Origin of the sequence: Sphingomonas sp. Root720, from assembly GCF_001428605.1 — a bacterium.
GTDB lineage: Bacteria > Pseudomonadota > Alphaproteobacteria > Sphingomonadales > Sphingomonadaceae > Rhizorhabdus.
On sequence record NZ_LMID01000010.1, the window covers coordinates 50,207 to 75,518 of the forward strand.

Below are 25,312 nucleotides of genomic sequence, written 5' to 3' on the forward strand. Positions count from 1 at the left end.
CAGCTGAGCTGCGCGCTCACGCGGCCGCGCTCGCGCTTCCGACGAGGCGAAGCACCTCCTCGGCCAGATCGGCCGGACAGATCAGCAGGTCGGGCAGCCATGGATTCGCATGGTTGTAGCTCAGAGGTGATCCGTCAATCCGCGAACAGTGGAGCCCCGCTGCGCGGGCGACCGCGACGGGCGCACAATTGTCCCACTCATATTGGCCTCCGGAATGGAGGTAGATGTCGGCTTCGCCGCGCACCACCGCCATCGCCTTGGCGCCCGCGGAGCCCATCGGCACCAGCTCAGCACCCAGTTTTTGGGCGACATCCATCGCTTCGGCCGCCGGCCGCGTGCGGCTTACCAGCATGCGCAGCGTCGCCGGGCGCGGCTTCGGCGGCATCGGCCTGGCCGAATCGAGCGTCAGGCCCAGCCCCGGCAATGCGACCGCGCCGAGCGTCGCCTCCCCGCCGACCGCCATTGCGACATGCACCGCCCAGTCGGTCCGGCCCTCGCCATATTCTCGCGTGCCGTCCAGCGGGTCGACGATCCACACGCGTTCGACCGAGCAGCGTGCGGTATCGTTGACCTCCTCTTCGGAGAGGATCGCATCGTCAGGCCGCTCGCGGCGCAGCGTCTCCATGATGAACGCATTGGCGATGCGATCCCCCTCGACGCCGAGCGCCTTGCCCTCGAAACCGCTGGTTTCCCGCAGGTCGAGCAGCATCCCGCCGGCGCGTTCGGCGATATGGATCGCCAGTTCGACGTCGTTCATCCTTCTTCGCCCAGCAGTTTCGCGATGATCAGCTCGGCAGCTTCCTCGGGCGACAGTGCGGCGGTGTCAATGTGGATCTCCGGCTTCTCGGGCGCCTCATAGGGGCTGTCGATGCCGGTGAAGTTCTTGAGCTGGCCCGCCCGAGCCTTCTTGTAGAGGCCCTTCACGTCGCGCTGCTCGGCATCGGCCAGCGAGGTGTCGATATGGACCTCGATGAACTCGCCGGGCTCCATCATCGCACGCACCATCTCGCGCTCGGCGCGGAAGGGCGAGATGAAGGCGGTGATCACGATCAGGCCGGCATCGGTCATCAGCCGCGCCACCTCGCCCACCCGGCGGATATTCTCGACCCGGTCGGCATCGGTGAAGCCGAGATCCCTGTTCAGCCCATGGCGGACGTTGTCGCCGTCCAGCAGGAAGCTGTGCCGATTCATCCGAGTCAGCTTGCGCTCGACGATATTGGCGATGGTCGACTTTCCCGCCCCCGACAGCCCGGTGAACCACAGCACCGCCGCTTTCTGGTTTTTCAGATCGGCCCGTTTCTCCCGGGTCGTGTCGGTTGCCTGCCAATGGACGTTCTGCGACCGCCGCAGACAGAAATGCAGCATGCCGGCTGCAACGGTCGCGTTGGTCAGCTTGTCGACCAGGATGAAGCCGCCCAAGGTCCGGCTGTCGGCATAGGATTCGAACACCAGCGGCCGGTCGGTCGACAGATTGGCGACCCCGATCGCATTGAGGCTCAGCGTCTTCGCCGCCAGATGCTCCATGCTGTTCACGTCGACCTGATATTTGGGCGACTGGACGGTGGCGGTGACGGTCTGGGTGCCGAGCTTCAACCAGTAGGGCCGGCCCGGGAGCAAATCGCTTTCCGCCATCCAGACGATCGTAGCCTCGAACTGGTCGGCGACCTGCGGCGGATTGTCGGCGATGGCGATGACGTCGCCGCGCGAGCAGTCGATCTCGTCGGCAAAGGTCAAGGTAACCGACTGGCCCGCGACGGCGCTATCGAGATCGCCGTCCAAGGTAACGATCCGGCTTACGGTCGAAGTCTTGCCCGACGGCAGCACCCGGATCGCGTCGCCCGGCTTCACCTCGCCGGTCGCGATCAGGCCCGAAAAGCCCCGGAAGTCGAGATTGGGCCGGTTGACCCATTGCACCGGCAGGCGGAACGGCCTGGCGCGGCTGGCCTGCTGGTCGATCTCTACGGTCTCGAGATGATCGATCAGCGTCGGCCCGGAATACCAGGGTGTCCGCTCTGACTCGGTCGTGATGTTGTCGCCGTTGATGCCGGAGATAGGGATTGCGGTGAAGCTGGTGATGCCGATCTCGGTCGCAAAGGCGCGATAGGCCAGCATGATGCGATCGAACACCGACTGGTCATAGTCGACCAGATCCATCTTGTTGATGGCGAGCACGATATTCTTGATGCCGATCAGGTGCGCCAGATAGCTGTGCCGCCGGGTCTGGGTCAGCACGCCCTTGCGCGCATCGATCAGGATGACGGCGAGATCGGCGGTCGAGGCGCCCGTCACCATGTTGCGGGTATATTGCTCATGTCCGGGCGTGTCGGCGACGATGAACTTGCGCTTCGGTGTCGAGAAGAAGCGGTAGGCGACATCGATCGTGATACCCTGCTCGCGCTCGGCGGCGAGGCCGTCGACAAGGAGGGCGAAGTCGATGTTCTGCCCCTGGGTGCCGACCCGCTTGCTGTCCGCCTCCAGCGCGGCGAGTTGATCCTCGAAGATCATCTTGCTGTCGTAGAGAAGCCTCCCGATCAGGGTAGATTTGCCGTCGTCCACCGACCCGCAGGTGATGAAGCGCAACAGCGATTTCTCGCGCTGCTGCTCGAGATAGGCGGCGATATCCTCGGCAATGAGGGCGTCCGCCTCATATTCATAAGGCGCGGACATCAGAAATATCCCTCTTTCTTCTTCTTCTCCATCGAAGCATCGCCCGCGTCCTTGTCGATCGCGCGGCCTTGCCGTTCGGAGGTGGTGGTGAGCAGCATCTCCTGGATGACCTCGCTCAGGGTGGCCGCCTCGCTCTCGACCGCCCCGGTCAGCGGGTAGCAGCCGAGCGTGCGGAAGCGGATCGAGCGGTCGACCGGCACCTCGCCGGGCTCGAGCGGGAAGCGGTCGTCGTCGACCATCAGCAGCATGCCGTCGCGCTCCACCGTTGGGCGCTGCGCCGCGAAGTAGAGCGGCACGATCGGGATATCGTTCAGCTGGATATATTGCCAGATGTCGAGCTCTGTCCAATTGCTGATCGGGAAGACGCGGATGCTTTCACCCTTCGACTTCTTCGCATTGTAAAGGTTCCATAATTCGGGCCGCTGGTTCTTCGGATCCCAGCCATGCGAGGCGGTGCGGAAGGAGAAGATCCTCTCCTTCGCCCGGCTCTTCTCCTCGTCACGCCTGGCGCCGCCGAACGCTGCGTCGAAACCGTATTTATCAAGCGCTTGCTTGAGACCTTCGGTCTTCCACATGTCGGTGTGGAGGGGACCATGGTCGAACGGGTTGATCCCCCGCTCCTGCGCCTCGGGGTTGTGATAGACGAGCAGCTCCATGCCGCTCTCGCGCGCCATCCGGTCGCGGAGCTCGTACATCGCCCGGAACTTCCACGTCGTGTCGACATGGAGCAGCGGGAAGGGCGGCGGCGAGGGATAGAAGGCCTTGCGCGCCAAATGCAGCATCACCGCCGAATCCTTACCAACCGAGTAGAGCATGACCGGTCGCTCGCACTCGGCCACGACCTCCCGCAATATATGGATGCTCTCGGCCTCGAGCCGCTCGAGGTGGTTCATGACGTCTTTCATGGCCTTTCCTGTACCCACAGCGCCAACCCCGCGCGCCAAAGTAAAAATTGCCGCACGCTTAGGAAAATGTGGAGCTTATTGAATTTTCACTCAACCCAAGCATCCGCTTTATAGCGGCGGCATCCCCTTCTTTTCCATCGTCACCATTTCAGATCGACCAAGAATAGTCAGTTGAAAGTTGATCACATATGGGATGAGCCGTGGTCGACGGCTCGAGAAGGCGCATGGTAGCGCGACGGCCTGGCCCAAGGCTTCCACTCTGATCCGCCACCGGACGAAAAAGGCCGCCAAGGAAGGCTGGAGACCTTCGCCTGGCGGCCTTGGTGGAGGCCATTTATGTCGGCCGGATCAGCGAGCGGCGAGCTTCAGCTCCGAGCCCTGGCCGGCAAGGGCCAGCTTCGCCTTGGCGGTGCCGATCGCGTCGTGGCGGCAGTTGGCGACCTTGATGTTGGTGCCGACGTCGGCCCGGCCACACACCTCGTAGGCGGCGCGACGAATACGGGCGTCGAGTTGGGCGGCACCGGCTTCGCTCTGGATGTTCAGATCGCCATAGGCGACCGGAACACCGACCGTTTCGGCGCGCAGCGGTGTGGCCGCGGCGACGGTGACGAAGGTGGCGGCCAGGGCGAAGGTGCCGGCGACGGTGTTCTTGAACTTCTGCATTTTAAGGTCCCTTTCGATGTGCGTTGTGGATGCCCATCTCTCAGCAGGAACCGTGCCAAATCCATTTCCCTTGAAAAAACCGTGATTTCTTAAAATTCCGAATTCAAGTTTCGCCAATTCTCGTATAAATTTTCCGCTTTCTGGCAATATTTACCAACACGTCAACGCGACGTGACCGACTGGCGGTCGAACATCCAGCCGGGATATTCCGAAGGCAGCGCGCTGGCCGCGCCGAGTGCCGCCAGTTCGTCCGCGCTGAGCGCCACCTGGGTGGAGGCGATGTTGTCGGTCAGCTGGTCGGCCCGCTTCGCGCCGACGATCACGCTGGTTACGGCAGGCTGATGGAGCAGCCAGGCGAGCGCTACCTGCGCCACCGACACGCCCCTCGCCTCGGCGATCGGCCGCATCGCGTCGATCGCCCCGCGTGCCCGGTCGCGGTCGACGGGCGGGAAATCGAAGCCGGCGCGACGCCCCTCGCCGCTCTTCTCGTTGCCGATGTCGAACTTGCCCGACAACAGGCCGCCCGCCAGCGGGCTCCAGACCATCAGGCCCAGCCCCTCCGATTGCATCATCGGCACCAGCTCGCGTTCGAGGTCGCGACCCGCGATCGAATAATAGGCCTGCAGAGAGACGAAGCTCGCCAGACCTCGGCGCTCGGAAATGCCCAGCGCCTTGGCGATCTGCCATGCCGCCCAGTTGGACACGCCGACATAGCGGACATGGCCATGGCGCACGAGCGTATCGAGCGCCTCCAGCGTTTCCTCGATCGGCGTCGTCGCATCGAAGCCGTGGACCTGATAGAGATCGATATGATCGAGGCCGAGCCGCGCCAGGCTGGCCTTGACTGCCTCCATGATGTGGTAACGCGAAAGGCCCAGCTGATTGGGCCCCTGCCCCATCCGCCCCATCACCTTCGTCGCGACGACGATCTCGTCGCGCGCGATACCGAGATTGCGGATCGCCTGGCCGGTGATCTGCTCGGACCTGCCTTCGCCATAGACGTCGGCGGTGTCGAGGAAGTTGATACCCGCGTCGAGCGACTGGCGCAGCAACCGGTCGACGTCGCCCTGCTGGAGGTTGCCGATCGACGCCCACATCCCCTCGGTACCGCCGCCGAAGGTCATCGTGCCGAGGCACAGCTCGGAGACGTAGAGGCCGGTCCGGCCAAGGGGCTTGTAGCGCATCATTCGTCTCCTTTGCACGGCGGCGACCGGAATGGCCGACTTCGACTCAGCGTCGGCTCATCGCCGCCGGAGCGCCGTCACCTCGATCTCCACCTTCATCTCGGGCTTGATCAGCCCGACGACCAGCGCGGTCGCCGCCGGGCGGATGTCGCCGAAGGCCTCGCCCAGCACGGGCCCGACCTCGTCCCAATAGTCGGCCTGCGTGAGATAATAGGTAGCCCGGACGACGTCGGCCATCGCGAAACCGGCACCCTCCAGCGTCCGTGCGATCAGCGCCAGCGCGTTGCGGGCCTGTTCGGCCGCGCTTTCCGGCATGATCCGCGTTTCCGGATCATAACCCGTCGTCCCCGCCACGAACGCCCAGTCGCCATCGATCAGCGCCCGGCTGTAGCCGGCCTGCTTCTCGAACGGCGATCCCGAAGAGATCGGCGTGCGCGCCATCACTCCTCTCCGTCATAGACGATCTTCACCTTGGCGGCGGCGGCGCGGGCGACGGCCCGCGCATCGTCCGCCGTCCCCTTGCGCGCCAGCGCCAGCGTGACGGCCATCCGGCGATTGGGCCGCGTCGCCGGCTTGCCGAAGATACGAAGATCGGTCTCGATCCCAGGCACCGGCGCCAGTGCCTCGGCCGCCCCCTCGAAATGGAAATCCTCGGCGTGACGATCCGCGAGGACCACCGCGGAGGCCGCCGCGCCGTTGAGATGGATGTGCGGGATCGGAAGGCCCAGGATCGCGCGCGCATGCAGGTCGAACTCGGTCAGGTTCTGCGAGATCAGCGTCACCATGCCGGTATCATGCGGCCGGGGCGACAGCTCGGAGAAGATCACCTGCTCGCCGGCGACAAAGAACTCGACCCCGAACAGGCCATAGCCGCCAAGATCATCGACCACCTTCCGCGCCATGTCCTGGGCGGCGGCGAGCGCCTTCTTCGACATGGGCGCAGGCTGCCAGCTTTCCTGATAGTCGCCGCGCTCCTGCCGGTGGCCGATCGGTTCGCAGAAGAGGACGCCCTGCCGTGTCCGGATCGTGAGCAGGGTGATCTCGTAATCGAAGGCGATGAACGCCTCGACGATCACGCGCTGCCGATCGCCGCGCATCCCTTCGACCGCATAGTCCCAGGCGGCGTCGACCGCCTCCTCGGCGGTAACGATGCTCTGCCCCTTGCCAGACGAGGACATGACCGGCTTCACCACGCAGGGAATGCCGACAGCCTTCACCGCCGCACGCATCTCCTCGAGCGTCTCGGCATAGAGGAAGCGCGAGGTTACGAGGCCAAGGTCGTTCGCGGCGACATCGCGGATGCGGTCGCGGTTCATCGTCAGCATCGTCGCGCGCGCCGACGGCACGACCGAGAAACCGCGATCCTCGAAATCCTTGAGGACCTCGGTGCGGATCGCCTCGACCTCGGGGACGATATGGTCCGGCCGGTGCTTCTCGATCACCGCCGCCAGCGCATCCCCATCGAGCATGGAGAAGACCTCTTGATCGTCGGCGACCTGCATCGCCGGGGCATCGGCATAGGAATCGCAGGCGGTGACATGGGCACCCAGCCGCTTGGCGGCGATCGTGAACTCGCGGCCGAGCTCGCCCGAACCGAGCAACAATATCCTTGCGATGGGGGTCATAGCGGAATCTCCTCGGCTATGGCGATAGACAGGAAACCCCCGCAGGTGAAGCGGCTCGCTCCGGACGGCTCGGGCCGCGGGGAGACATGCATATCTTCGTTTAACGTCGCCTTCGGAAGAGGTATGAAGGCGAGGGGTTTTCGGGGGAGGATCCGGCCAGATGTCGGTGGATTTCTTCATCTTCGCGGTGTTGCTGCTCGTCAATGGCCTGCTGGCCTTGGCGATGCTGCTCGCCGCGCGGACATTGGGCCAGCCGAAGATGGCGTTGCTGCTCGCCGCCGCGTTCGGCGGCAATGTACTGCTCTATGCCGCCGATGCCGCCTACTTCTACTTCTTCAAGGGTGACATCTGGGTAAACCTGGCGGTGAGCTGGGTCGCGATGACGCCCCCGATCCTCGCCGCCATGGCCTATCGCATGCGCTCGGGCCTACCCTACCGGGCGGGGCCGCTGCTCGCCAGCCAGCTCGCCGGGCTGCTCCTGATCCTGTGGTACAGCGTCGGCGAACCCGACCGCGGCATGCGCAACGCGATCGTCCCCTTCTACGCCGCAGCCGTCCTGATCTTCGGCGTTACGACGGCACTCTGGCACCCCGGTCGCGAGCTCCGGCTCGGAGAGCGGCCGATCATCTTCACTTGCTTCGGGCTCGCGGCGGTCGAGTTCGCCGGCGGCGTGGTGCTCGCGGCGATGGGCAATGGCGAATCGGCCCTGCTCGACCGCGTCTATATGTACATCGTGTTCCTCGGGCTTCCCGCGATGACGGTCGGAGCCGGCATCTTCTCGCTCTACCTGATGGGCGGCGACCTCGCCGAGAAGCTGCGCCTCACCGCCGAGACCGACTCGCTGACCGGTGCTCCGAACCGCCGCGCGGCCGAAGCCGCCGGACGCCGAATGATAGACGAGGCCCGCGCCAGCGAGCAGCCGCTGTCGGTCGCCATCTGCGACGTCGACCATTTCAAGGAAATCAACGATGTTTACGGCCATGGCCATGGCGACGACGTGCTGTGTCGGCTGACCGAATTGTTCCGCGAACAACTGGCCGGCGCCGACCATTATGGCCGCTTCGGGGGCGAGGAGTTCGTCCTGTTCTTTCCTGGCAGCAGCCCCGAGGTGGCCCGCCTCCTGGTCGAGGCCTTGCGCGCGCGGATCATGGAGATCCAGATCGGGGACCTGCCGCTGCGCCTGACGGCCAGCTTCGGGGTTGCCGCGATGAGCGCCGGCGACCATGCCCTCGCCGACATCCTCAAACGCGCCGACAGGGCGCTCTACACATCGAAGGAAAGCGGGCGAAATCGGACGACCGTCGATCGACAGGTCCAGCCCGCCTTTTGACCGGCGTGCCTATCGGCCGAGCGCCTTCTCGTAGAGCTCTGGCTTAAAGCCGACGAGCAGTTCGCCGTCGATATCGAGCACAGGCCGCTTGATCATCGATGGTTGCGCTTCCATCAGCGCGATCGCCTTGGCTTGGTCGATATCCGCCCGGTCGGCGTCGGGCAGCTTGCGGAAGGTCGTCCCCGCCCGGTTGAGCAGCACCTCCCAGCCGACCACGCCCGCCCACGCCTCCAGGGTCGCCCGGTCGACGCCCGACGCCTTGTAGTCGTGGAAGCCATAGCCAAGCCCGTGACCCTCAAGCCAGGTGCGGGCCTTCTTTATCGTGTCGCAATTCTTGATGCCGTACATGGTGATCGTCATCGTCGAGCCCTCCCTTCACGGCACTTTTCCAACCGTCATCCCAGCGAAAGCTGGGATCTCTCTTTCTCTTTCAAGGCAGGGAGATTCCAGCTTTCGCTGGAATGACGGGTAGGAACAGCAAGCCAACCGTTACAGCACATATTTCGACAGATCGGTGTCGCGCGCCACTTCGCTGAGCTGGCCGTTCACATAGGCGGCGTCGATCGTGATCGTCGTGCCCTTGCGGTCCTCGGCTCCGAAGCTGATCTCCTCGAGCAGCTTTTCCATCACGGTCGACAGCCGGCGCGCGCCGATGTTCTCGATCTGCCCGTTCACCTCGGCGGCGATCCTCGCGATCGCGGCGATGCCATCCTCGGTGAACCCGATCTCGACCCCTTCGGTCCCGATCAGCGCGCGATACTGCTCGGTCAGGCTGGCCCGCGTGTCGGACAGGATCCGCACGAAATCCGCCTCGGTCAGCGCCTTCAGCTCGACCCGGATCGGCAGGCGGCCCTGCAATTCGGGCAGCAGGTCCGACGGCTTGGCGACATGGAAGGCACCGCTCGCGATGAAAAGGATATGGTCGGTCTTCAGCGGGCCGTATTTGGTGGCGACCGTCGTGCCCTCGATCAGCGGCAATAGGTCGCGCTGCACGCCCTCGCGGCTCACCGATCCGCCGCGCACGTCGCTGACCGCGATCTTGTCGATCTCGTCCAGGAAGACGATGCCGTTCTGCTCGGCGTCCTGCAGCGCGAGCCGGCTCACCTCGTCCTGGTCGAGCCGCTTGTCGGCCTCTTCGTCGACCAGCTTCGACCAGGCGGCGCGCACCGTCATCTTGCGGCGCTTGGTGCGTCCTTGCCCGAACGCCTTGCCCATCATGTCGCCCAGGTTGATCATGCCGACCTGGCCGCCCATTCCGGGGATCTCGAGCGGCATGCCGCCGCTGTCCTCGACCTCGATCTCGATTTCCTTGTCGTCGAGCTGGCGGTCCTCGAAACGTTGGCGGAAGGCGAGGCGGGTCGCCTCGCTGGCATCCTTGCCGACCAGCGCGTCGAGCAGGCGTGCCAGCGCCGCTTCCTCGGCCTTGTCCTTCACCGCCGCGCGGCGGCGTTCCTTCTCCAGCCGCACCGCTTCCTCGACCAGGTCGCGGGCGATCTGCTCGACGTCGCGGCCGACATAGCCGACCTCGGTGAACTTGGTCGCCTCTACCTTGACGAATGGCGCATCGGCCAGCTTGGCAAGGCGCCGGCTGATCTCGGTCTTGCCACAGCCGGTGGGGCCGATCATCAGGATGTTCTTCGGCGTCACCTCGTCGCGGAGAGACTCGGGCAAGCGTTGGCGCCGCCAGCGATTGCGCAGCGCGACCGCGACGGCCTTCTTCGCATCGGACTGCCCGACGATATGCGCGTCGAGGGCGGCGACGATCGCCTTGGGGGTGAGATTGTCGTTCATTGGGAGTGTTGCTTTCAATTCGTCGAGGCTGCGCGGCACCGGTCAGGCGGCGCTGTCGAGCGTCTCGATCGTCAGGCTGTCATTGGTGTAGACGCAGAGTTCGGCGGCGATCGCCATCGCCTTGCGGCAGATCGTCTCGGCATCGCCCTCATAATCGACGAGCGCGCGCGCTGCCGACAGGGCGAAGTTGCCGCCCGATCCGATCGCAGCGACCCCGCCGACCGGCTCCAGCACGTCGCCATTGCCGGTCAGGATCAGCGTCACGTCCTTGTCGGCGACGATCATCATCGCCTCGAGATTGCGGAGATATTTATCGGTCCGCCAGTCCTTGGCCAGCTCGACTGCAGCCCGCAGCAACTGTCCGCCATGCTGCTCCAGCTTGCGTTCGAGCCGGTCGAACAGCGTGAAGGCGTCGGCCGTCGCGCCGGCGAAGCCGCCGATCACCGATCCATCGCCCAGCTTGCGGACCTTGCGGGCGTTGGGCTTCATCACCGTGTTGCCCATCGAAACCTGGCCGTCGCCGATAACGACCACCTTGCCGCCCTTGCGCACCGACAGGATCGTGGTGCCATGCCATTTGGGAAGTTCGCTCATATTCGTCCTACTAGCGATTTCCAGGCTGGTGGGACGCCAGCCGGCTCGGAAATCGCGCCCAACCTGATATGCTTTGCGAAGGGCGATATGGGGTGCCCCTCCCGCCAGCGCAATCGGGATCAGTTTCGGCCCAGGAACATGAAGCACGCGGCCCCGATCATACAGGCAAAGGCGCCCAGATGCCGCCAGCCGAGCTGCTCGCCGAGGACGAGCACCGCGAACCCCGCGAAGACCAGGAGCGTGACGATTTCCTGCGTGATCTTGAGCTGCCCGGCGGTCCAGCCGTGCAGGTAGCCGATCCGGTTGGCCGGCACCGCGAAGCAATATTCCGCCAGCGCTATGCCCCAGGAGGCGAGGATCACGATCCACAGCCGCGTATCGGTGAACTTCAGATGGCCGTACCAGGCGACCGTCATGAAGATGTTGGAGCAGATGAGGAGCAGCAGCGGGGTCAGGGTCATGGCCGCAGCCATTACCCCGAACGCTACCGCTGGAAAAGGATCAGGCTGCTTGCGGAAGCAGGGTGGGGCCCGCGCGCCGGCGGAGCATATGGCCGACGAGCCCGAAACCGACGAGCAGCATCAGCCAGGTACCCGGTTCCGGCGCAGTGATGGGACTTCCGCCGCCGCCGCTGGCCAGCGACCCGATCCCGACGCCCGAACTCGATCCGTTGATCGTCGGGTTGATCGACTGGAAACGGACCGCGAAATTGTCGAACGTCACCGATTCCATGACATTCGCGAAAGTGATGGCGAAGGTCCCGGTTCCGGATTCGTCGGGATTGGACCTCAAACCGCCCGGACCGCCCGTGCAGCTTCCGTTGCCCGTCGCTATGAAGCACAGGTCGAGGCGCCCCAACCCCACCGGAAACTGGCCGTCCAGGTCGGTATACTGGTAGGCCCCGGTGGCCGAAAGGCTGGTCACGGTGCCGCTGGTGTCAAGGCCGAACGAACGGATGCGCGAGTCGACGATCGAGTCGTTGGTCATCGCGTAGCTGAAATTAAAGGTCCGCCCGTTGTTGGTCACGCCATCGAAGGTGAAGTCGGCGAACGCGCTCACCTGATCGGTCCAGGCCTCGGCGACGTAGCCCGCATAATCCATCGAAAAATTATAGCCGCTATTGGCCGAACTGATGACCACCGCGGCAGACGCCGGCACGGCTAACGAAAGGATAGCGACGACCGCCCGAGTCGCCCGTTGAAACATACGCAGCATACACATACCCCCAACGTTAGCCGGCCCTACCCGGGTAACGAAAGGACAGTATAGCACACTGGCGAAACGCCTGCCAATATTGGCGGCCTGTCGAGCCAAGTGGTCGACGCGACGGCTTCCCGACGATTCCTGCCATAAAACATGGCCCGCCGATTGCGCCGAAAGTCTAATGACAGGAGGCAAATCTGCCACCCGCCGTTAACGTCATGTGCAATATCATCGGTTTAAGAGAGCGCACACCCGGATCGGGTGCGTTTGGTAGCGTAGCGTCAAGACCGCCGCCCGGCGTACGGGCAGAGCCGGCCTGCCGGCATCCCTCTCGCGCGGGCAGCGTCGGCGAGCCGCGCCGTCGACCGCCTGATCCGAGTGCCTTGGACAAACAGCGTATTGTTTCCGGCGTGATGCTCGTTAGGAGAGTTGCTCGGCCGCTTCCGGCGGCGTGATCGGGTGATGCTGGCATGGACATCGACGTCGCGGCTTTTCTGCGCTCGGAGAGACTTCCCGCAACATATCGGCAGCAGGTCGATGGCTATTGGAGGGAACTGGGGGACCGGATCCTGGCATGGCGCCGCGCCGCCACCGCACCGATCGTCATAGGCGTCTGCGGGTCGCAGGGCAGCGGAAAATCGACGCTGGCGAGACTGCTCGCGCTGCTCATAGCGGCCGATGGCCGGTTCCGCGCCGAGGTCCTGTCGCTCGACGACATCTATCTCCCCCGGGCCGACCGTCTCCGGCTGGCAGCCGACGTCCATCCTTTGCTGGCGACGCGAGGTGTCCCTGGCACGCATGACGTCGGCCTCGGCATCCGGACGATCGACGCCCTGACCTCCGGCGGAGCGGGGCCTTCGGTGCCCCTGCCCGCATTCGACAAGGCGGTTGACGACCAGATGCCCCGCTCCCGATGGAGACGGGCCGCCGCGCCCGTCGATATCGTCCTGTTCGAAGGCTGGTGCGTGGGCGCCACCGCGCAGCCGGCGGAAGCCTTGTCCCAGCCGGTCAACGCCCTGGAACGGGACGAGGACACTGACGGCCGCTGGCGGTGCCATGTCAACGACCAGCTTGCCGGCCCCTATCGCCCACTGTTCGACCGGCTCGACCATCTCGTCTATCTGAAGGCCCCCGCCTTCGCGGCGGTCCGCCGCTGGCGCGGTACGCAGGAGGCTAAGCTGCGGAACGCAACGGCCGCGAGGGCACCGGCCTCGACCGGCCGCCACTCCGGCATCATGGACGATGCCGGCCTCGACCGTTTCCTGCTGTTCTACGAACGCATCACCCGACATCTGTTCGCCACCATGCCGGACCATGCCGACATCACCTATCTGCTCGACGAAGACCAGCGCGCAGCGCAGCGCATCGCCGTCGCCCCTTGCCCGCCCCACTCTCCGGATGCTGCCTCATGACATTGCGAGTCCTCGTAACCCGGCGCTGGCCCGAACCGGCCGAGGCCTTTCTACGCGACCGTCACGACGTCACGTTCAACACCGAAGATACGCCACTCGACGCGCAGCGGCTGGCGGCGGCGCTCCACGACTATGACGCGATCCTGCCAACCGTGACCGACCGGATCGACGCGGCGCTCCTCGCTGGCGGTCCCTTCCGCACCCGGTTGATCTGCAATTTTGGCGCCGGGGTCGATCATATCGACCTGGCCCGCTGTCGCGAGCTCGGCATCACCGTCACCAACACCCCCGACGCGGTGACCGAGGCGACCGCCGACATAGCGATCCTGCTGATGCTCTCCGCCACCCGCCGGTCCGGTGAGGCGGAGCGCATGGTGCGCGCGGGCCGCTGGGACGGCTGGTCGCCCACCTCCCATCTCGGGCTCGACCTGCGCGGGCGGACGCTGGGCCTGGTCGGCTTCGGCCGTATCGCCCAGGCGGTGGCACAGAAGGCGAAGGCCGCCTTCGGCATGGCCATCGCCTACCATTCGCGCAACCGCCAGCCGCGCGCGGTGGAAGCAGCCTTCGGGGCGGTCCATCACCCCGATCTCGACGGCCTGATCGCAGCGTCGGACATCCTGTCGCTCCACTGCCCGGGCGGTCCCGATACCGAGGGGCTGATCAACCGCGAACGGCTGGCGCGGATGAAGCCCTCCGCGGTGCTGATCAACACCGCCCGCGGATCGGTGGTGGACGACGACGCGCTGATCGACGCGCTCAAGCGCGGCGTGATCGCGGCGGCGGGGCTCGATGTCTACCGGGGCGAACCCTCGCTGCACCCCGGCTATCTGGACCTGGAGAATGCCGTGCTGTTGCCGCACCTGGGCAGCGCTACGATCGACACGCGGACCGCGATGGGGATGCGCGCCGCCGCCAATCTCGACCAATGGGCGGCGGGAGAAGTCCCGCGCGACCGCATCTCTTGACGTCAGTGCGTCGCCCGCGGCTCCGGCCAGCATTTCTCGCAACGCCGCCAGCAAGTCGTGTTCGGCATCAACTCGCGGGCGCGCGGCGCCGGTCGCACGGCAAGCCCCGCGACGATTTCCGGTGCGATCCCATCGGGCGGCACTTTGTGGCAGAGCAGGCAACGCTGGCGGTACGTCTCTCGGGTCAGCACCGCCTGTCGCGGCTTGTGCGCCCACAATGGCTGCGTGCCACCGGTCAGCAGGGCGACCGCGACCAGCAGCATGGCAGGCGGCCGGACCTTCGCCTCAGGCCGATTCATCGGCCCCTATCGACAGCTCGGCGACCATCATCTCGCGCATGGCGAATTTCTGTACCTTGCCGGTGACCGTCAGCGGGAAGCCCTCGACCAGACGGACATGGCGCGGCACCTTGTAATGCGCGATCCGGCCGCGACAGTGGCCGATCACCGACGCCTCGGACAACGAACCGCTGCGCGAGATCACCCAGGCGCAGACCTCCTCGCCGAACTTCGCATCGGGCACGCCGAAGATCTGCGCGTCGATGATGTCGGGGTGGGTGAGCAGATGCTCCTCGATCTCGCGCGGATAGATGTTCTCGCCACCGCGAATGATCATGTCCTTGATCCGGCCGACGATCCGGCAATAGCCCTGCTCGTCGACGGTCGCGAGGTCGCCGGTGTGCATCCATCCGTCGGCGTCGACCACGTCGGCCGTCCTCTCGGGATCGCCCCAATAGCCGAGCATCACCGAATAGCCGCGCGTGCAGAGTTCGCCACGCTCGCCCAGCGGCACGATCTCCCCGTCGGGGCCGATCACCTTGGCCTCGAGATGCGGCTGCACCTGCCCCACCGTCGAGACGCGCAGCTCTATCGAATCGTCCATCGCCGACTGGAAGCTGACCGGACTCGTTTCGGTCATGCCATAGGCGATCGTCACCTGGTGCATGTTCATCCGGCCAAGCACCGCCTGCATCACCGAGATCGGGCAGAGCGAGCCGGCCATGATGCCGGTGCGCAGGCTGCTCAAGTCATGCCCGTCGAAATCGGGATGCTCGAGCATCGCGACGAACATGGTCGGCACGCCGTAGAGCGCGGTGCACCCCTCCGCCGCCACCGCTGCGAGCGTCGCGCCCGGATCGAAGCCTTCCCCGGGAAAGCACATCGTCGCGCCATGGGCGACGCAGGCGAGATTGCCCATCACCATGCCGAAGCAATGGTAGAGCGGCACCGGGATACAGACGATATCGGCCGGCGACAGGCCAATCCGATGTCCGACCATATAGCCGTTGTTGACGATGTTGCGGTGGGACAGCGTAGCGCCCTTGGGCAGGCCGGTGGTACCGCTGGTGAACTGGATGTTCGTGGGTTGATCGGGCCGGACGTCCTCGGGCAGCGGCGCGGCGCCACCGCCCATGATCTCGGCAAGCGGCCGGCAGCCCGGATGTTCGCCCTCGCCGATCGAGAAGACCAGGCGAAGATCGGGCAGTTCGTCACGCACCTCGGCGAGCATCGCGATATAATCGCTCGACTTGAAGGACCGCGCGAGCACCAGCGCCGCGCAGCCGACCATCTCCAGCGCGCGCGCCATCTCGCCGGCGCGATAGGCCGGGTTGATGTTGACGAGGATCAACCCGGCACGCGCCGCCGCGAACTGGACCAGCACCCATTCGACACAGTTGGGCGACCAGATGCCGATCCGATCGCCCGGACGCAGACCCGCCAGGACGAAGCCCCGCGCGAGATCGTCGACCCGGGCGAGCAACTCGGCGTAGGTCCACCGGATAGACTGGTGGCGGACGATCAGTGCGGTCGCATCGGGCAACCGGCTCGCTGTAGCGGCGAGCAGTTCGCCGATCGTCACGTCCAGCAGCGCCGGAAAATTCGGCCCCTTCACATGCGAATCGATCACACCGCTCCCTTCTCCCATTCGCGATCGCGCAGTTCCTTGCGGCGTATCTTGCCGCTCACCGTCTTCGGCAGGCTCGCGACGAACTCGATCTTGCGGGGATACTTATACGGGGCAGTCGTCGATTTCACGTGGTCCTGCAATATCTTCACCAACGTCTCGGACGGCTCGAACCCGGCGGCAAGGATGACGAACGCCTTGACCACCTCGCCTCGGGTCGGATCGGGGCTCGACACCACCGCACTCTCGGCGACGGCGGGATGCTCGAACAGCGCGCTTTCGACCTCGAACGGACCGATGCGATAGCCCGAGGACAGGATCACGTCGTCGGACCGGCCGACGAACCAGAAATAGCCGTCGGCGTCGACGGTCGCCCGGTCGCCGGTCAGGTACCAGCCATGGCGGCGGGTGCCGGCGGTGCGCTCCGGGTCGTCGCGGTAGCGGGCGAACAGTCCGGGCGGGTCGCCGTCGGCGATGCGCAGCGCGACATCGCCTTCGCTGTCGGGCGGTAGCCGGTTGCCCTCGCCGTCGATCACTGCCAGGTCGAACGCTGGGGCCGGACGGCCCATCGATCCCTGGCGTGCAGCATCGGGTCGGTTGGCGCAGAGCAGCACCGTCTCGGTCTGTCCATAGCCGTCATGGATGTCGAGCCCGGTTGCCGCCTTCCACAGGTCGATCACCTCGGGATTCAGGGGCTCGCCCGCACTCACGCAATGGCGCAGCGCCTCGAAGCGCCGGCCGGTCAGATCGCTGCGCACGAGCATGCGATAGGCGGTGGGCGGGGCGCACAGCGTGGTTACGGGCATCCGCTCGAGCAGGTCGAGCGTCGCGACCGGGTCGAAGCCCGGCGCATGGTGGACGAAGATCGCGGCGCCCATCAGCCACGGCGCGAACAGGCTGCTCCAGGCCGCCTTGGCCCAACCCGTGTCGGACAGGTTCCAGTGCAGGTCGCCGGGCTTGAGGTCGAGCCAGTAGGACCCGGTGATGCGATGCGCGAGCGTATAGCCATGCGCATGGATCGTCATCTTCGGCTGGCCGGTGGTGCCGCTGGTGAAATAGCATAGGGCGTCCTCGTCGAAGCCGGTGTCGGCCCCATCGACGATCGGTGCAGCCGTGGCCCGCGACGCCGCATAGTCGAGCCAGCCTTCGCGCGCCCCGCCCACATGGAGCAGCGTGGCATCCCCCCCGGCCAGTGCCGTCTCGACCCGCGCCGCCATGTCGCCGCTCGCCACAACGCACCGCGCGGCGGCGGCCTGGTGGCGATAGGCGATGTCCTTGGCCATCAGCTGGGTGGTGCCCGGCGACGCGATCGCACCGATCGCGATGCAGCCCAGCATCAGCTCCCACCATTCGACCTCGCGGTTGAGCAGGATCAGCACGGTATCGCCGCGCCCGACGCCGGCCTCCTTCAGCACCGCCGCCGCGCGGGCGGCGGCGGCGGCCATCTCGGCGAAGCTCCGCCGGATCACCGCCCCGCCGGGGTCGGTCCAGACCATGGCGGTGTCGTCGGGCCGCAGCTCGGCCCAACGTCCCATGACATCGCGTGTGAAGTTGAACGAAGCGGGACGATCCCCGAAATCGAGCATCTTTATTTTGCCTCGTTGATCACGTGAATCTGGGTGAACTCGTGCAGCCCTTCCTCGGCGAATTCGACACCCAGGCCCGACTGCTTGGCTCCCCCGAAGGGCATGGTCGGCCCGAAGTCGAGATGCTTGTTTATCCAGACCGTGCCGCTCTCCATCCGGCCGGCCAGGTCGCGGGCCGCCTCGCGGTCGGTCGACCAGATCGACCCGCCCAGCCCCATGTCCGAAGCGTTGGCGCGCGCGAGCGCATCCTCGGCATCCTGATAGCGGATCACCGGAAGGATCGGGCCGAACTGTTCCTCGTCGACCAGCTTCGTGCCGTCGCTGATGTCGCGGACGATAGTGGGCCGGATGAAATAGCCTGGCCGGTCCTCGACGACGCCGCCCGCGACGATCGTGCCGTTGGCGCGGGCATCGTCGAGGAAGCCCTTAACCTTCTCATATTGGGCGGCGTTCTGGAGCGGGCCGATCTGGACGCCCTGCTTCAGTCCATCGTCGACGATCGCCTCCTCCGCCAGCCGGCCCAGCTCGGTGCACAGCGCGTCGTAGATGTCCGCATGGGCATAGACCCGCTTGATCGCCAGGCACACTTGCCCGGCGTTCAGGAAGGCACCGCCGAAGATGCCGGGCGCGACCTTGGCCGGATCGACATCGCCCAGCACGATCGCCGCGTCGTTGCCGCCCAGTTCCAGCGTGAGCCGCTTGATCGATGAGGCAGCGCTCGCCATCACCTTGCGGCCGGTCTCGGTCGATCCGGTGAAGCTGATCTTCGCCACGTCGGGATGGGTCGACAGCTTGCCGCCCAGGTCGTTCTGGTCGGTGATGACGTTGACGACGCCGGCGGGGAATATCTCCGCCATCAATTCGCCCAGCTTGAGCGTGGTCAGGGGCGTGGTCGGCGCGGGCTTGATAACCATGGTGTTGCCCGCGAGCAGCGCCAGCGGCAACTTGAAGGCGACGATCAGGACCGGGAAATTCCAGGGGATGATCGCCCCGACGACGCCCAGCGGACGGCGCCGCTGCTCGACCCGGCGGCGATCATTGTCCTCGAGCACCTTGACCGGCAGGTCATGGGTCGCGAGCTGGCGGATGAAGGCCTGGGCATAGGCGATTTCGGCGGTCGCCTCGGCCAGCGGCTTGCCCTGTTCCTGGGTCAGCAGCCGGGCGAAGGCCTCCGCATCCGCCTCGATGGCGTCCGCCAGCTTCAGGATCAGCGCGCGACGCTCCTCGATCGGCTTGGCGGCCCAGGCCGGAAAGGCCCGCTTCGCCGCCGCGACCGCTTCGTCGAGCTGCGCCTCGGACGCGCGCGGACAGGCGGCCAGCACCTCCTCCGTCGCGGGGTTGATCACGTCCATCGTCGCGGCGCCGTCGACAAGACGGCCGCCGATCAAGAGCTTGTAGTCGGGCATCACACTCTCCTCGGCCGGGCCATCCCGCACATGCGGGCGGCCCGGCCTCTTTCCTAGAATTTATATCCGACGGTCACGCCATAGGTCCGTGGTGCTCCGACATGGTTGTAGTCGAAGCCGAAGCCACCGACGAGATCGACCCGCGATGTGAGATAGTAGCGGTTGGTCAGGTTCTTGCCCCAGACCGACGCGCTGAACGGACCACGTTCGAAATCGATATGCCCACCGAGCAGCGTGTAGGCGCCCTGCTTCAGCCGGGGGACGTTGAACACTTCGAAATACTGGCTCGACACATAGCTGATGTCGGGATGGATGCTGATCTTGCCGGCATCCGCGTCCATCACGGTGATGTCGAGACCGCCGTTCGCGCTCATCGACGGCGCGTTCGACAGCTTGTTGCCACTCACGTCGGCGCCGCTGAGAATGCCCTTCTTGATCCGCGCGTTGAGCAGGCCGAGGCCCGCGCGCAGGCTGACCCATTCGTTGGCGCGAACGTTGAGTTCGGCCTCGCCGCCATAGATGCGCGACTTGTCGACATTGACCAGGGTCTGCGCGGCCGTAAGCGGGCTGATGTTGATGAACTGCTGGTTCTTGTAGAGATAATAGAAGCCGGCGAGGTTCAGGGTGACCCGGCGATCGGCGAACTGCAGCTTGGCGCCACCTTCGAAGGCGTCGATCGTCTCGGGCTTGGCGACCGAGGCTTCGGACGGATCGAAGAAGGCCTGCGCGTTGAAGCTGCGGGCGCGATAACCGCGGCTGTAGTTGGCGTAGAGCGCGTATCGCGGTCGACCTTGTAGTCGAGGCCGATCTTGCCCGACAGATTATTGGTCTTGAAGCGCAGGTCGGTCGGCGGAATCAGCGCCGCCACCAGCACGCCGTCCGCCCCGACGGCATTCGACGTCAGCCCGGTCTGGCTGCCGTCGTCACGCGTGAAGCGGAGGCCGCCCCGCAGGGTGAAGCCGCCGCCGAAATCATAATGCAGGTCGCTGTAGAGCGCGTAGCTGTGCTTCAACTGGTCGAACCGGTTGACCACGCTGCACGCCGCGGGCAGCCCTGCCGCGCAGTCGGCCGCATCGATCGTGCCGTTGCCGTCGATATCGGCATCCTTGAAGATGCCGAAGTCGGTCGTGTTGAACACCTTCTCCCGGTTGTAATAGGCGCCGAGGATGAAATCGAACGGTCCGCCCCAATTGCTGGCGAGGCGCAGGTCCTGCGAGATCTGGGTCGCGCGGTCGCCGTAGAAGATCTCCAGCGCCTTGTTCGGCGCTCCGTCGGTATCCTCGCCGAAGTTCAGGCGGCCCTTGTCCCAGGACGACACCGACACGATCGAAAGGTCGTTGCCGATATCGAACGTCGAGGTAAGCGAGACCGCATAGGTCCGCGCGCGGCGGCGCGGCGTATATTCGGACTCGATCTCGCGCCGGCCGAGGCCGCTACGGAAATAGCTGGTCCCCTGACCCAGCGATTCATAGAGCCCCGCGCCCACGCCGTCGGGGCCCGGCGCACCGTAGATTCCGTAATTATAGGGATTCTGGTAGCTGGTCGAAGCGCGCAGCAGGAAGGACACGCCGTCGCGCGGTTCCCAGAGCAGCGATCCGCGCAACGCATATTCGCGGGTGCCGTTGAGATCGGGCTTGCCGGGCAGCTGGTTCTTGAACCAGCCGTCGGCGCGGGCGACGGTGAAGGCGAGCCGCGCGGCGAGCGTCTGGCCCAGCGGCACATTGATCGCGCCGTTCGCCTCGCGCCGGTTGTAATTGCCGTAGCCGAGGTTGAGATAGCCCTCGGTCTTGCCGATCTCGGGCTTGCGGCTGATCAGGTTGACCGCGCCGCCGGTGGTGTTCTTGCCGTAGAGCGTGCCCTGTGGGCCGCGCAGCACCTCGACCCGCTCGAGATCATAGAGCGCCACGCCGAGGAAAGCGAAATTGCCCTTGTAGACCTCGTCATAATAGGTCGCGACCGGACCCGACTGGTTGAGGCTGTAGTCCGACATCGAAACGCCGCGCAGGGCGAAGATCGGGGTGCCGTCGCCGACGGTCGACGTCAGCTGGAGGTTGGCGACCTTGCTGACCAGGTCGTCGGCCGAGGACAGGCGCTGCTTGCGGACCGCGTCCCCGCCGATCGCCGAGACCGAGATCGGGACGTCCTGAAGGCGCTCGCTGCGCTTCTGCGCGGTGACGACGATTTCCTGGTCGTTGGGTGCCGCCGTCTCGGTCGCGGTCTGCGCCATCAGCGCCTGACTCGACAATCCCGACAGCAACAATGCCAGTGTACGCAACGTCCGGGCTGAAACTCTCGACTTGCTCATTGACCGTCCCCTTTTTGATTTCTTGCTGCGTCGATGCGCCTGTGCATCTCGAGGGCGGCCACGAGCCGCGCGCGCTTCGCGGCCGCCTCGATCCGGAGCGGCGTTTCCCGCAGCTTCCGAATTTCGTCTGTCGTATAGGGCTGGAACCCGGCGGGCATATGCACCGGATCAAATCGCTGCAGCGTCCAGTTGAGCAGTTCGGCAAGCTGGTCGTCGGGCAACGCCGCCGTCGCGACCCCGGGCACCTGCCCGAGGAACTCCCGCCCGCCCGGCACGGCCAGCAGCCGCGCCACCTGTCCCGCCATCGCGGGCGCCGTCGTCGGGGTACCCTGCCCGTCCGGGCGGTGGCAGCCCTGGCACTTGACCATCCAGTTGACGTGGGCGCGCTGCGGATTGGCCACGCCCGGCATCGCCGTGCCAATCGCGGCCGCTGCTCCGGCGGCCATTCCGATCCCCAGGATCGCAACGACCACCGCCGCCCTCATTTGCCCGACAGCTTCGGCTGGAGGCGGGCCACGGCGGCGGCGTCGAGCCCGGCCCCGCTGTCCTGGGCCATCCTCACTTCGGCAGCGGTGAACGGCTTCACCGTCCGGCCGCCGCCCGCGATCTCGCCCGTCACATGACTGAGCACCGCCGCGACCGCCTCGTCGTCGAGGCCACTCTGCGGCGGCATCATCCCGCGATAGGTCTTGCCTTCGACGGTCAGCGGACCCGACAGCCCGCTGGTCACGGCCAGCACCAGATAGCGGCGCCCCTCCGGGATGCCGGCCAGCGCGCGAACGTCGGCCTGGAGCGGCGGGAAGGCGCCAGGGACGCCCTTCCCCGTCGGCAGGTGGCAGGCGGCGCAGCGCTGATAGACCTTCGCTCCGTCCGCCGCGGCCGAAGCCAGGGATGTCGGCAGCACCGCCGTCATCAGCGCGATCGGGAAAAGGGCGCCGGGCCGCATCGTCACCTGGTCTCCAGCGCCGTGCCGAGGATTACCGCGGTAGAGCAGTTGTAGACCGATCCGCTCTCGGTCCCGAGGCACCAGTTGATGTCGTTGTTCGACTGCGGGCGGACCATCGGCCGGTCGCTCTCGTTGCGGTTGCACAGGCAGCGCCCGCACGAGGATTTGCCGCAGCAGTCATTATAGCTGATGATGTAGGACCGCCCGTCGGCGGGGTTCAGGCAGGTGCCGATCCAGGTTATCGGCGACATCTCGGTTCCCGGCGGGCAGGCGCTCGCACTGCCGCCGCAGCAGGAGCAGAGGAACCCGTCGATCGCGCAGTATCGCCAATAGTCGCACTGGGTCTGGTCGCCCGGATCCTGCGGATTGCCCGTCGTCTGCGGCGGCTGGCCGCTCTGGCCACCGCCATGGGTCGACGCGACGGCCCGCGACACCGGCAGCACCGGGATGACCGCCGCCCCGGTGATCGCCCCGCCGATCAACGTCAGCAGGCTGCGGCGGGAGGTGCGGCGCGCAATCCTGCGCGCGGTGCGTTCGGCAAAACTGTCCATGTCCGACATATCACGCTGCCCCTTTTTTCATGTTGCGCTCAGGCACCGGCCAGGAACTGCTGGATCGAAGCGACGCCGCGCTCCTTGGCCTCGAACAGGCTTTCCAGATGTTCGCGATTGTTGATCAGGCCGAGGGAGGCGATCTTGCCCTGTTCGTCGAGCAGCACCGCATAGGGCAGCTTCGAGACCCCCAGCGACCGGCCCAGCGTCTCCGACAGGACATAAGGGATACCCGCCAAGTCCTGCTTCATCACCATCCGGCGATGCTCGGCCTCGTTCTCGCCATCGCTCGCCAGAACGGTGTCGACCCAATGCGCCTCGGCCCGCGCGGCGGAGCGCAGCACCGGCATGAGCGTCTTGCAGATCGGGCAGTCGGGCGAGAGGAAGAAGAGCAGTTGGCTGCGGCCCTGGCGCTGCCCGCCGATGCGGACCCGCCCGCCGTCGAGCGCGGTCAGCTCCATCTCGGGGCCCTTGTCGCCGACCGACACCTTCTGGTGCAGGGTCAGCGCGCCGGCCGGGGCGATGCGTTCGTGGAGCACGCCGACCTGGCGGGCGAGCGCCATGACCAACACGCCGAGGACGCCGACCGCGATCCACAACATGATCTGAGATGCGAGAGCGAAACCGGTCATCGAGCGAAGCTCCTGCCAGTGGAGGGAACCGCGGCGAGTTCGCCGGCGGCAAGATAGAGGGCGAAGAAGGCGAGCGCCGCGAACAGGTCGAGGACGCCCGGTATCGCTGCCGGCATCAGCCCGACACCGATCGCCAGCGCGGCTAGGACGGCGGCGCGCTTGGCCGGATAGAGGGTGACGACCTTTGGCTGGGCGCCGAAGCTGCAGCCGCAATCGAAAGCGCGGCCGGCACGATGGGCGCGCAGCAGCAGGACCGCATATGCCGTCCACAGCAGCGCCGCGACGAGGGCACCCGCCGGACGCGCGGCCGGCATCACCAGCGCGAGTCCGGCGCCCGCCTCGACCGCGGCGGCGGCCAGGCTGAGCGGCTGGCCCAGCGCAGGGGCGGCGCCGGCCAGCCGGGCGGCGGCGGCGGCCAGCCGATCCCGGGCGACGAGCTTGTGCATCGCCGCCGTCAGCAGGACCACCGCCAGGAAGAGAGCGAGCGGGGATGCCATGGCGATCACCGTGACGCCGTCATCGTCATCGGGTCGTGGACGACCTGCGCCAGGGTGCGCTGGAAAGCGCCGTTCGTGCCGTCATAGACGTCGAGCGAACCATCGATGCGCGAGGCGACCAGCAGCGGCGTGCTCTGCGCCGTGACCTCGACCGACACCGCCGGGTTCTTGAGCGGAATGCGGGCGACGCGCTGCTTCCTGGCGGGGTCCACGACCCACACCTCGCTGCCGCCATCCTTGTGGCTGCCTTCCTTGCCGGCCGGGTTCATCAGGATATAGAGCCTGCCCGCCGCGTCGGCGCTGATCACCTGCCAGCCGCCCGGCCGCCATTCGCCCTCGGCCGTCTTCTCCTTTGGCATCTGGAAGGTGCCGAGGTCGCGGGCCTTGGTGTTGGCCAGGTCGAGGCCGTGGATGTTGCCCTGGAAGGTGACGAACCAGGCGGTCTTGCCGACCATCGCGGGCGTCATGAACATCGGATCATGATCGATGTCGTTGATCGGCTTGCTGGTGCTGCTGCTCGCGACCTTGCCCCCGGCGTCGAGCTCGACGCTCGTCATCGTCCCGTCGGCACAGAGCGAGGTGAAGCCCCGCGCACCGCTCGGATAGATCAGGGAGCAGCCGGGCAGGTCGATCTCGTTCAGGACCTTGCGCGCATCGATGTCGATCACCGACATCGACGAGGCCGGAGTGAAGTTGAACAGCAGCGCCCATTTCTCGCCGTTGGTGAGCTGGAAGCTGTTGCGCAGCGTGACGAACTGGCCGCGCTTGCCGCCGGGCAGGACGATTTCGCCCTTGGGCTTGAGCGTCGCCTTGTCCCAGATCGTGACGACGTCGGTTCGCTCGCCCCGCGTCATCCGCGAGAAAAAGGTTTCGGCGACGTAGATCTCCGGCTTGGTCGTCGCCGGCAGTAGCGTTCCGAACTGCGCGACGGGGACCTGGCCCTTGAAGGCGCGGGTCTCGGCGGCGACGTCGACGATAGCGGCGCGGCCGTCGGGCAAGCTGTTGAAATGCAGGTCCTGCACATAGACCCAGCTTGCGGGATATTGCGCCGACAGCTCGGCGACGCTGGGGATCGGCTCGTTCGGCAGCGGCTCGGGATAGCTCGCCGCATGGGCCGCGCCCGCCAGGACCGTCATGGCAACCGC

Annotated in this window: 25 protein-coding genes and 1 pseudogene; 3 read left to right on the top strand and 23 right to left on the bottom strand. The window is 66.1% G+C overall.

Features of this window, described 5'->3' with window-relative positions; genetic code table 11:
- Window positions 1-16: 16 nt before the first annotated feature.
- From ASE22_RS07630 to purT, 7 genes are all read right to left on the bottom strand, one after another.
- Window positions 17-757 (bottom strand): 3'(2'),5'-bisphosphate nucleotidase CysQ, encoded by a 741-nt coding sequence (locus ASE22_RS07630; protein ID WP_056356991.1) that lies wholly within the window; start codon window positions 755-757, stop codon window positions 17-19.
- Window positions 754-2,667 carry a sulfate adenylyltransferase subunit CysN gene (gene cysN, locus ASE22_RS07635; RefSeq protein WP_056356994.1) on the bottom strand — a complete coding sequence of 638 codons (1,914 nt, stop codon included), beginning with the start codon at window positions 2,665-2,667 and terminating at the stop codon, window positions 754-756. Before cysN ends, ASE22_RS07630 begins: the two co-directional genes overlap by 4 nt.
- On the bottom strand, window positions 2,667-3,590 hold the full coding sequence (cysD, locus tag ASE22_RS07640) for a sulfate adenylyltransferase subunit CysD (RefSeq protein WP_268797113.1): 924 nt from the start codon (window positions 3,588-3,590) through the stop codon (window positions 2,667-2,669). Before cysD ends, cysN begins: the two co-directional genes overlap by 1 nt.
- 330 nt (window positions 3,591-3,920) lie before the next feature.
- Window positions 3,921-4,235, bottom strand: coding sequence for a UrcA family protein (locus tag ASE22_RS07645; protein ID WP_056357000.1), 315 nt, complete (start codon window positions 4,233-4,235; stop codon window positions 3,921-3,923).
- Window positions 4,236-4,396: 161 nt separating this feature from the next.
- Window positions 4,397-5,419: an aldo/keto reductase gene (locus ASE22_RS07650; RefSeq protein ID WP_056358656.1), complete on the bottom strand. Its 1,023-nt coding sequence runs from the start codon at window positions 5,417-5,419 to the stop codon at window positions 4,397-4,399.
- Between the two features lie 57 nt (window positions 5,420-5,476).
- Entirely contained in the window at window positions 5,477-5,860 is a 384-nt protein-coding gene (locus ASE22_RS07655) for a RidA family protein (RefSeq protein ID WP_056357003.1), read from the bottom strand.
- Entirely contained in the window at window positions 5,860-7,044 is a 1,185-nt protein-coding gene (purT, locus tag ASE22_RS07660) for a formate-dependent phosphoribosylglycinamide formyltransferase (RefSeq protein WP_056357006.1), read from the bottom strand. The genes ASE22_RS07655 and purT overlap by 1 nt, the downstream gene beginning before the upstream one ends.
- Window positions 7,045-7,204: 160 nt before the next feature.
- On the opposite strand from purT, the gene ASE22_RS07665 reads away from it, so the two are divergent.
- A complete protein-coding gene (locus ASE22_RS07665; protein WP_056357009.1) occupies window positions 7,205-8,374 on the top strand; it encodes a GGDEF domain-containing protein in 1,170 nt (389 codons plus the stop codon).
- Between the two features lie 9 nt (window positions 8,375-8,383).
- Here the strand turns inward: ASE22_RS07665 and ASE22_RS07670 are convergent, their stop codons facing one another.
- From ASE22_RS07670 to ASE22_RS07690, 5 genes are all read right to left on the bottom strand, one after another.
- Window positions 8,384-8,734, bottom strand: coding sequence for an ArsC family reductase (locus ASE22_RS07670; RefSeq protein WP_056357012.1), 351 nt, complete (start codon window positions 8,732-8,734; stop codon window positions 8,384-8,386).
- Window positions 8,735-8,863: 129 nt separating this feature from the next.
- Window positions 8,864-10,165, bottom strand: a complete 1,302-nt coding sequence (gene hslU / locus ASE22_RS07675) for an ATP-dependent protease ATPase subunit HslU (RefSeq protein WP_056357016.1) — start codon at window positions 10,163-10,165, stop codon at window positions 8,864-8,866.
- A 42-nt stretch (window positions 10,166-10,207) separates the two neighbouring features.
- Complete coding sequence (gene hslV, locus ASE22_RS07680) at window positions 10,208-10,759, bottom strand: ATP-dependent protease subunit HslV (RefSeq protein ID WP_056357017.1); 552 nt, start codon at window positions 10,757-10,759, stop codon at window positions 10,208-10,210.
- Between the two features lie 119 nt (window positions 10,760-10,878).
- The gene (locus ASE22_RS07685) at window positions 10,879-11,214 is read right to left on the bottom strand and encodes a DMT family protein (RefSeq protein ID WP_200933311.1); all 336 of its coding nucleotides are present in this window, start codon (window positions 11,212-11,214) and stop codon (window positions 10,879-10,881) included.
- Between the two features lie 46 nt (window positions 11,215-11,260).
- Window positions 11,261-11,917, bottom strand: a complete 657-nt coding sequence (locus ASE22_RS07690; protein ID WP_235537537.1) for a cistern family PEP-CTERM protein — start codon at window positions 11,915-11,917, stop codon at window positions 11,261-11,263.
- A 515-nt stretch (window positions 11,918-12,432) separates the two neighbouring features.
- On the opposite strand from ASE22_RS07690, the gene ASE22_RS07695 reads away from it, so the two are divergent.
- Together ASE22_RS07695 and ASE22_RS07700 are read left to right on the top strand one after the other, a co-directional pair.
- Entirely contained in the window at window positions 12,433-13,374 is a 942-nt protein-coding gene (locus tag ASE22_RS07695; RefSeq protein ID WP_056357024.1) for a hypothetical protein, read from the top strand.
- Window positions 13,371-14,339, top strand: coding sequence for a 2-hydroxyacid dehydrogenase (locus ASE22_RS07700; protein ID WP_056357027.1), 969 nt, complete (start codon window positions 13,371-13,373; stop codon window positions 14,337-14,339). Before ASE22_RS07695 ends, ASE22_RS07700 begins: the two co-directional genes overlap by 4 nt.
- Window positions 14,340-14,341: 2 nt before the next feature.
- Here ASE22_RS07700 and ASE22_RS07705 read toward each other — a convergent pair whose 3' ends face one another.
- The 11 genes and pseudogenes from ASE22_RS07705 to ASE22_RS07755 all read right to left on the bottom strand — a co-directional run bounded on the left by ASE22_RS07705 (window position 14,342) and on the right by ASE22_RS07755 (window position 25,303).
- Window positions 14,342-14,602: a hypothetical protein gene (locus ASE22_RS07705; protein ID WP_235537536.1), complete on the bottom strand. Its 261-nt coding sequence runs from the start codon at window positions 14,600-14,602 to the stop codon at window positions 14,342-14,344.
- A gap of 22 nt (window positions 14,603-14,624) precedes the next feature.
- Complete coding sequence (locus ASE22_RS07710) at window positions 14,625-16,247, bottom strand: AMP-binding protein (RefSeq protein ID WP_056357033.1); 1,623 nt, start codon at window positions 16,245-16,247, stop codon at window positions 14,625-14,627.
- Window positions 16,244-17,779 carry an AMP-binding protein gene (locus ASE22_RS07715; RefSeq protein ID WP_235537535.1) on the bottom strand — a complete coding sequence of 512 codons (1,536 nt, stop codon included), beginning with the start codon at window positions 17,777-17,779 and terminating at the stop codon, window positions 16,244-16,246. Before ASE22_RS07715 ends, ASE22_RS07710 begins: the two co-directional genes overlap by 4 nt.
- 53 nt (window positions 17,780-17,832) lie before the next feature.
- The gene (locus ASE22_RS07720; protein ID WP_056357039.1) at window positions 17,833-19,236 is read right to left on the bottom strand and encodes an aldehyde dehydrogenase family protein; all 1,404 of its coding nucleotides are present in this window, start codon (window positions 19,234-19,236) and stop codon (window positions 17,833-17,835) included.
- A 53-nt stretch (window positions 19,237-19,289) separates the two neighbouring features.
- A pseudogene (locus tag ASE22_RS07725) lies at window positions 19,290-21,541 on the bottom strand (TonB-dependent receptor).
- On the bottom strand, window positions 21,538-22,014 hold the full coding sequence (locus tag ASE22_RS07730) for a cytochrome C (protein ID WP_235536250.1): 477 nt from the start codon (window positions 22,012-22,014) through the stop codon (window positions 21,538-21,540). The pseudogene ASE22_RS07725 and the gene ASE22_RS07730 overlap by 4 nt, the downstream one beginning before the upstream one ends.
- Before the next feature lie 8 nt (window positions 22,015-22,022).
- Entirely contained in the window at window positions 22,023-22,487 is a 465-nt protein-coding gene (locus tag ASE22_RS07735) for a c-type cytochrome (RefSeq protein WP_156397603.1), read from the bottom strand.
- A gap of 2 nt (window positions 22,488-22,489) precedes the next feature.
- On the bottom strand, window positions 22,490-23,047 hold the full coding sequence (locus ASE22_RS07740; RefSeq protein ID WP_056357050.1) for a methylamine dehydrogenase light chain: 558 nt from the start codon (window positions 23,045-23,047) through the stop codon (window positions 22,490-22,492).
- 29 nt (window positions 23,048-23,076) lie between these two features.
- Entirely contained in the window at window positions 23,077-23,670 is a 594-nt protein-coding gene (gene mauD, locus ASE22_RS07745) for a methylamine dehydrogenase accessory protein MauD (protein WP_056357052.1), read from the bottom strand.
- Window positions 23,667-24,167, bottom strand: coding sequence for a MauE/DoxX family redox-associated membrane protein (locus tag ASE22_RS07750; protein WP_056357053.1), 501 nt, complete (start codon window positions 24,165-24,167; stop codon window positions 23,667-23,669). Before ASE22_RS07750 ends, mauD begins: the two co-directional genes overlap by 4 nt.
- Window positions 24,168-24,172: 5 nt before the next feature.
- Window positions 24,173-25,303 (bottom strand): amine dehydrogenase large subunit, encoded by a 1,131-nt coding sequence (locus tag ASE22_RS07755; RefSeq protein WP_235536249.1) that lies wholly within the window; start codon window positions 25,301-25,303, stop codon window positions 24,173-24,175.
- Window positions 25,304-25,312 lie beyond the last annotated feature (9 nt).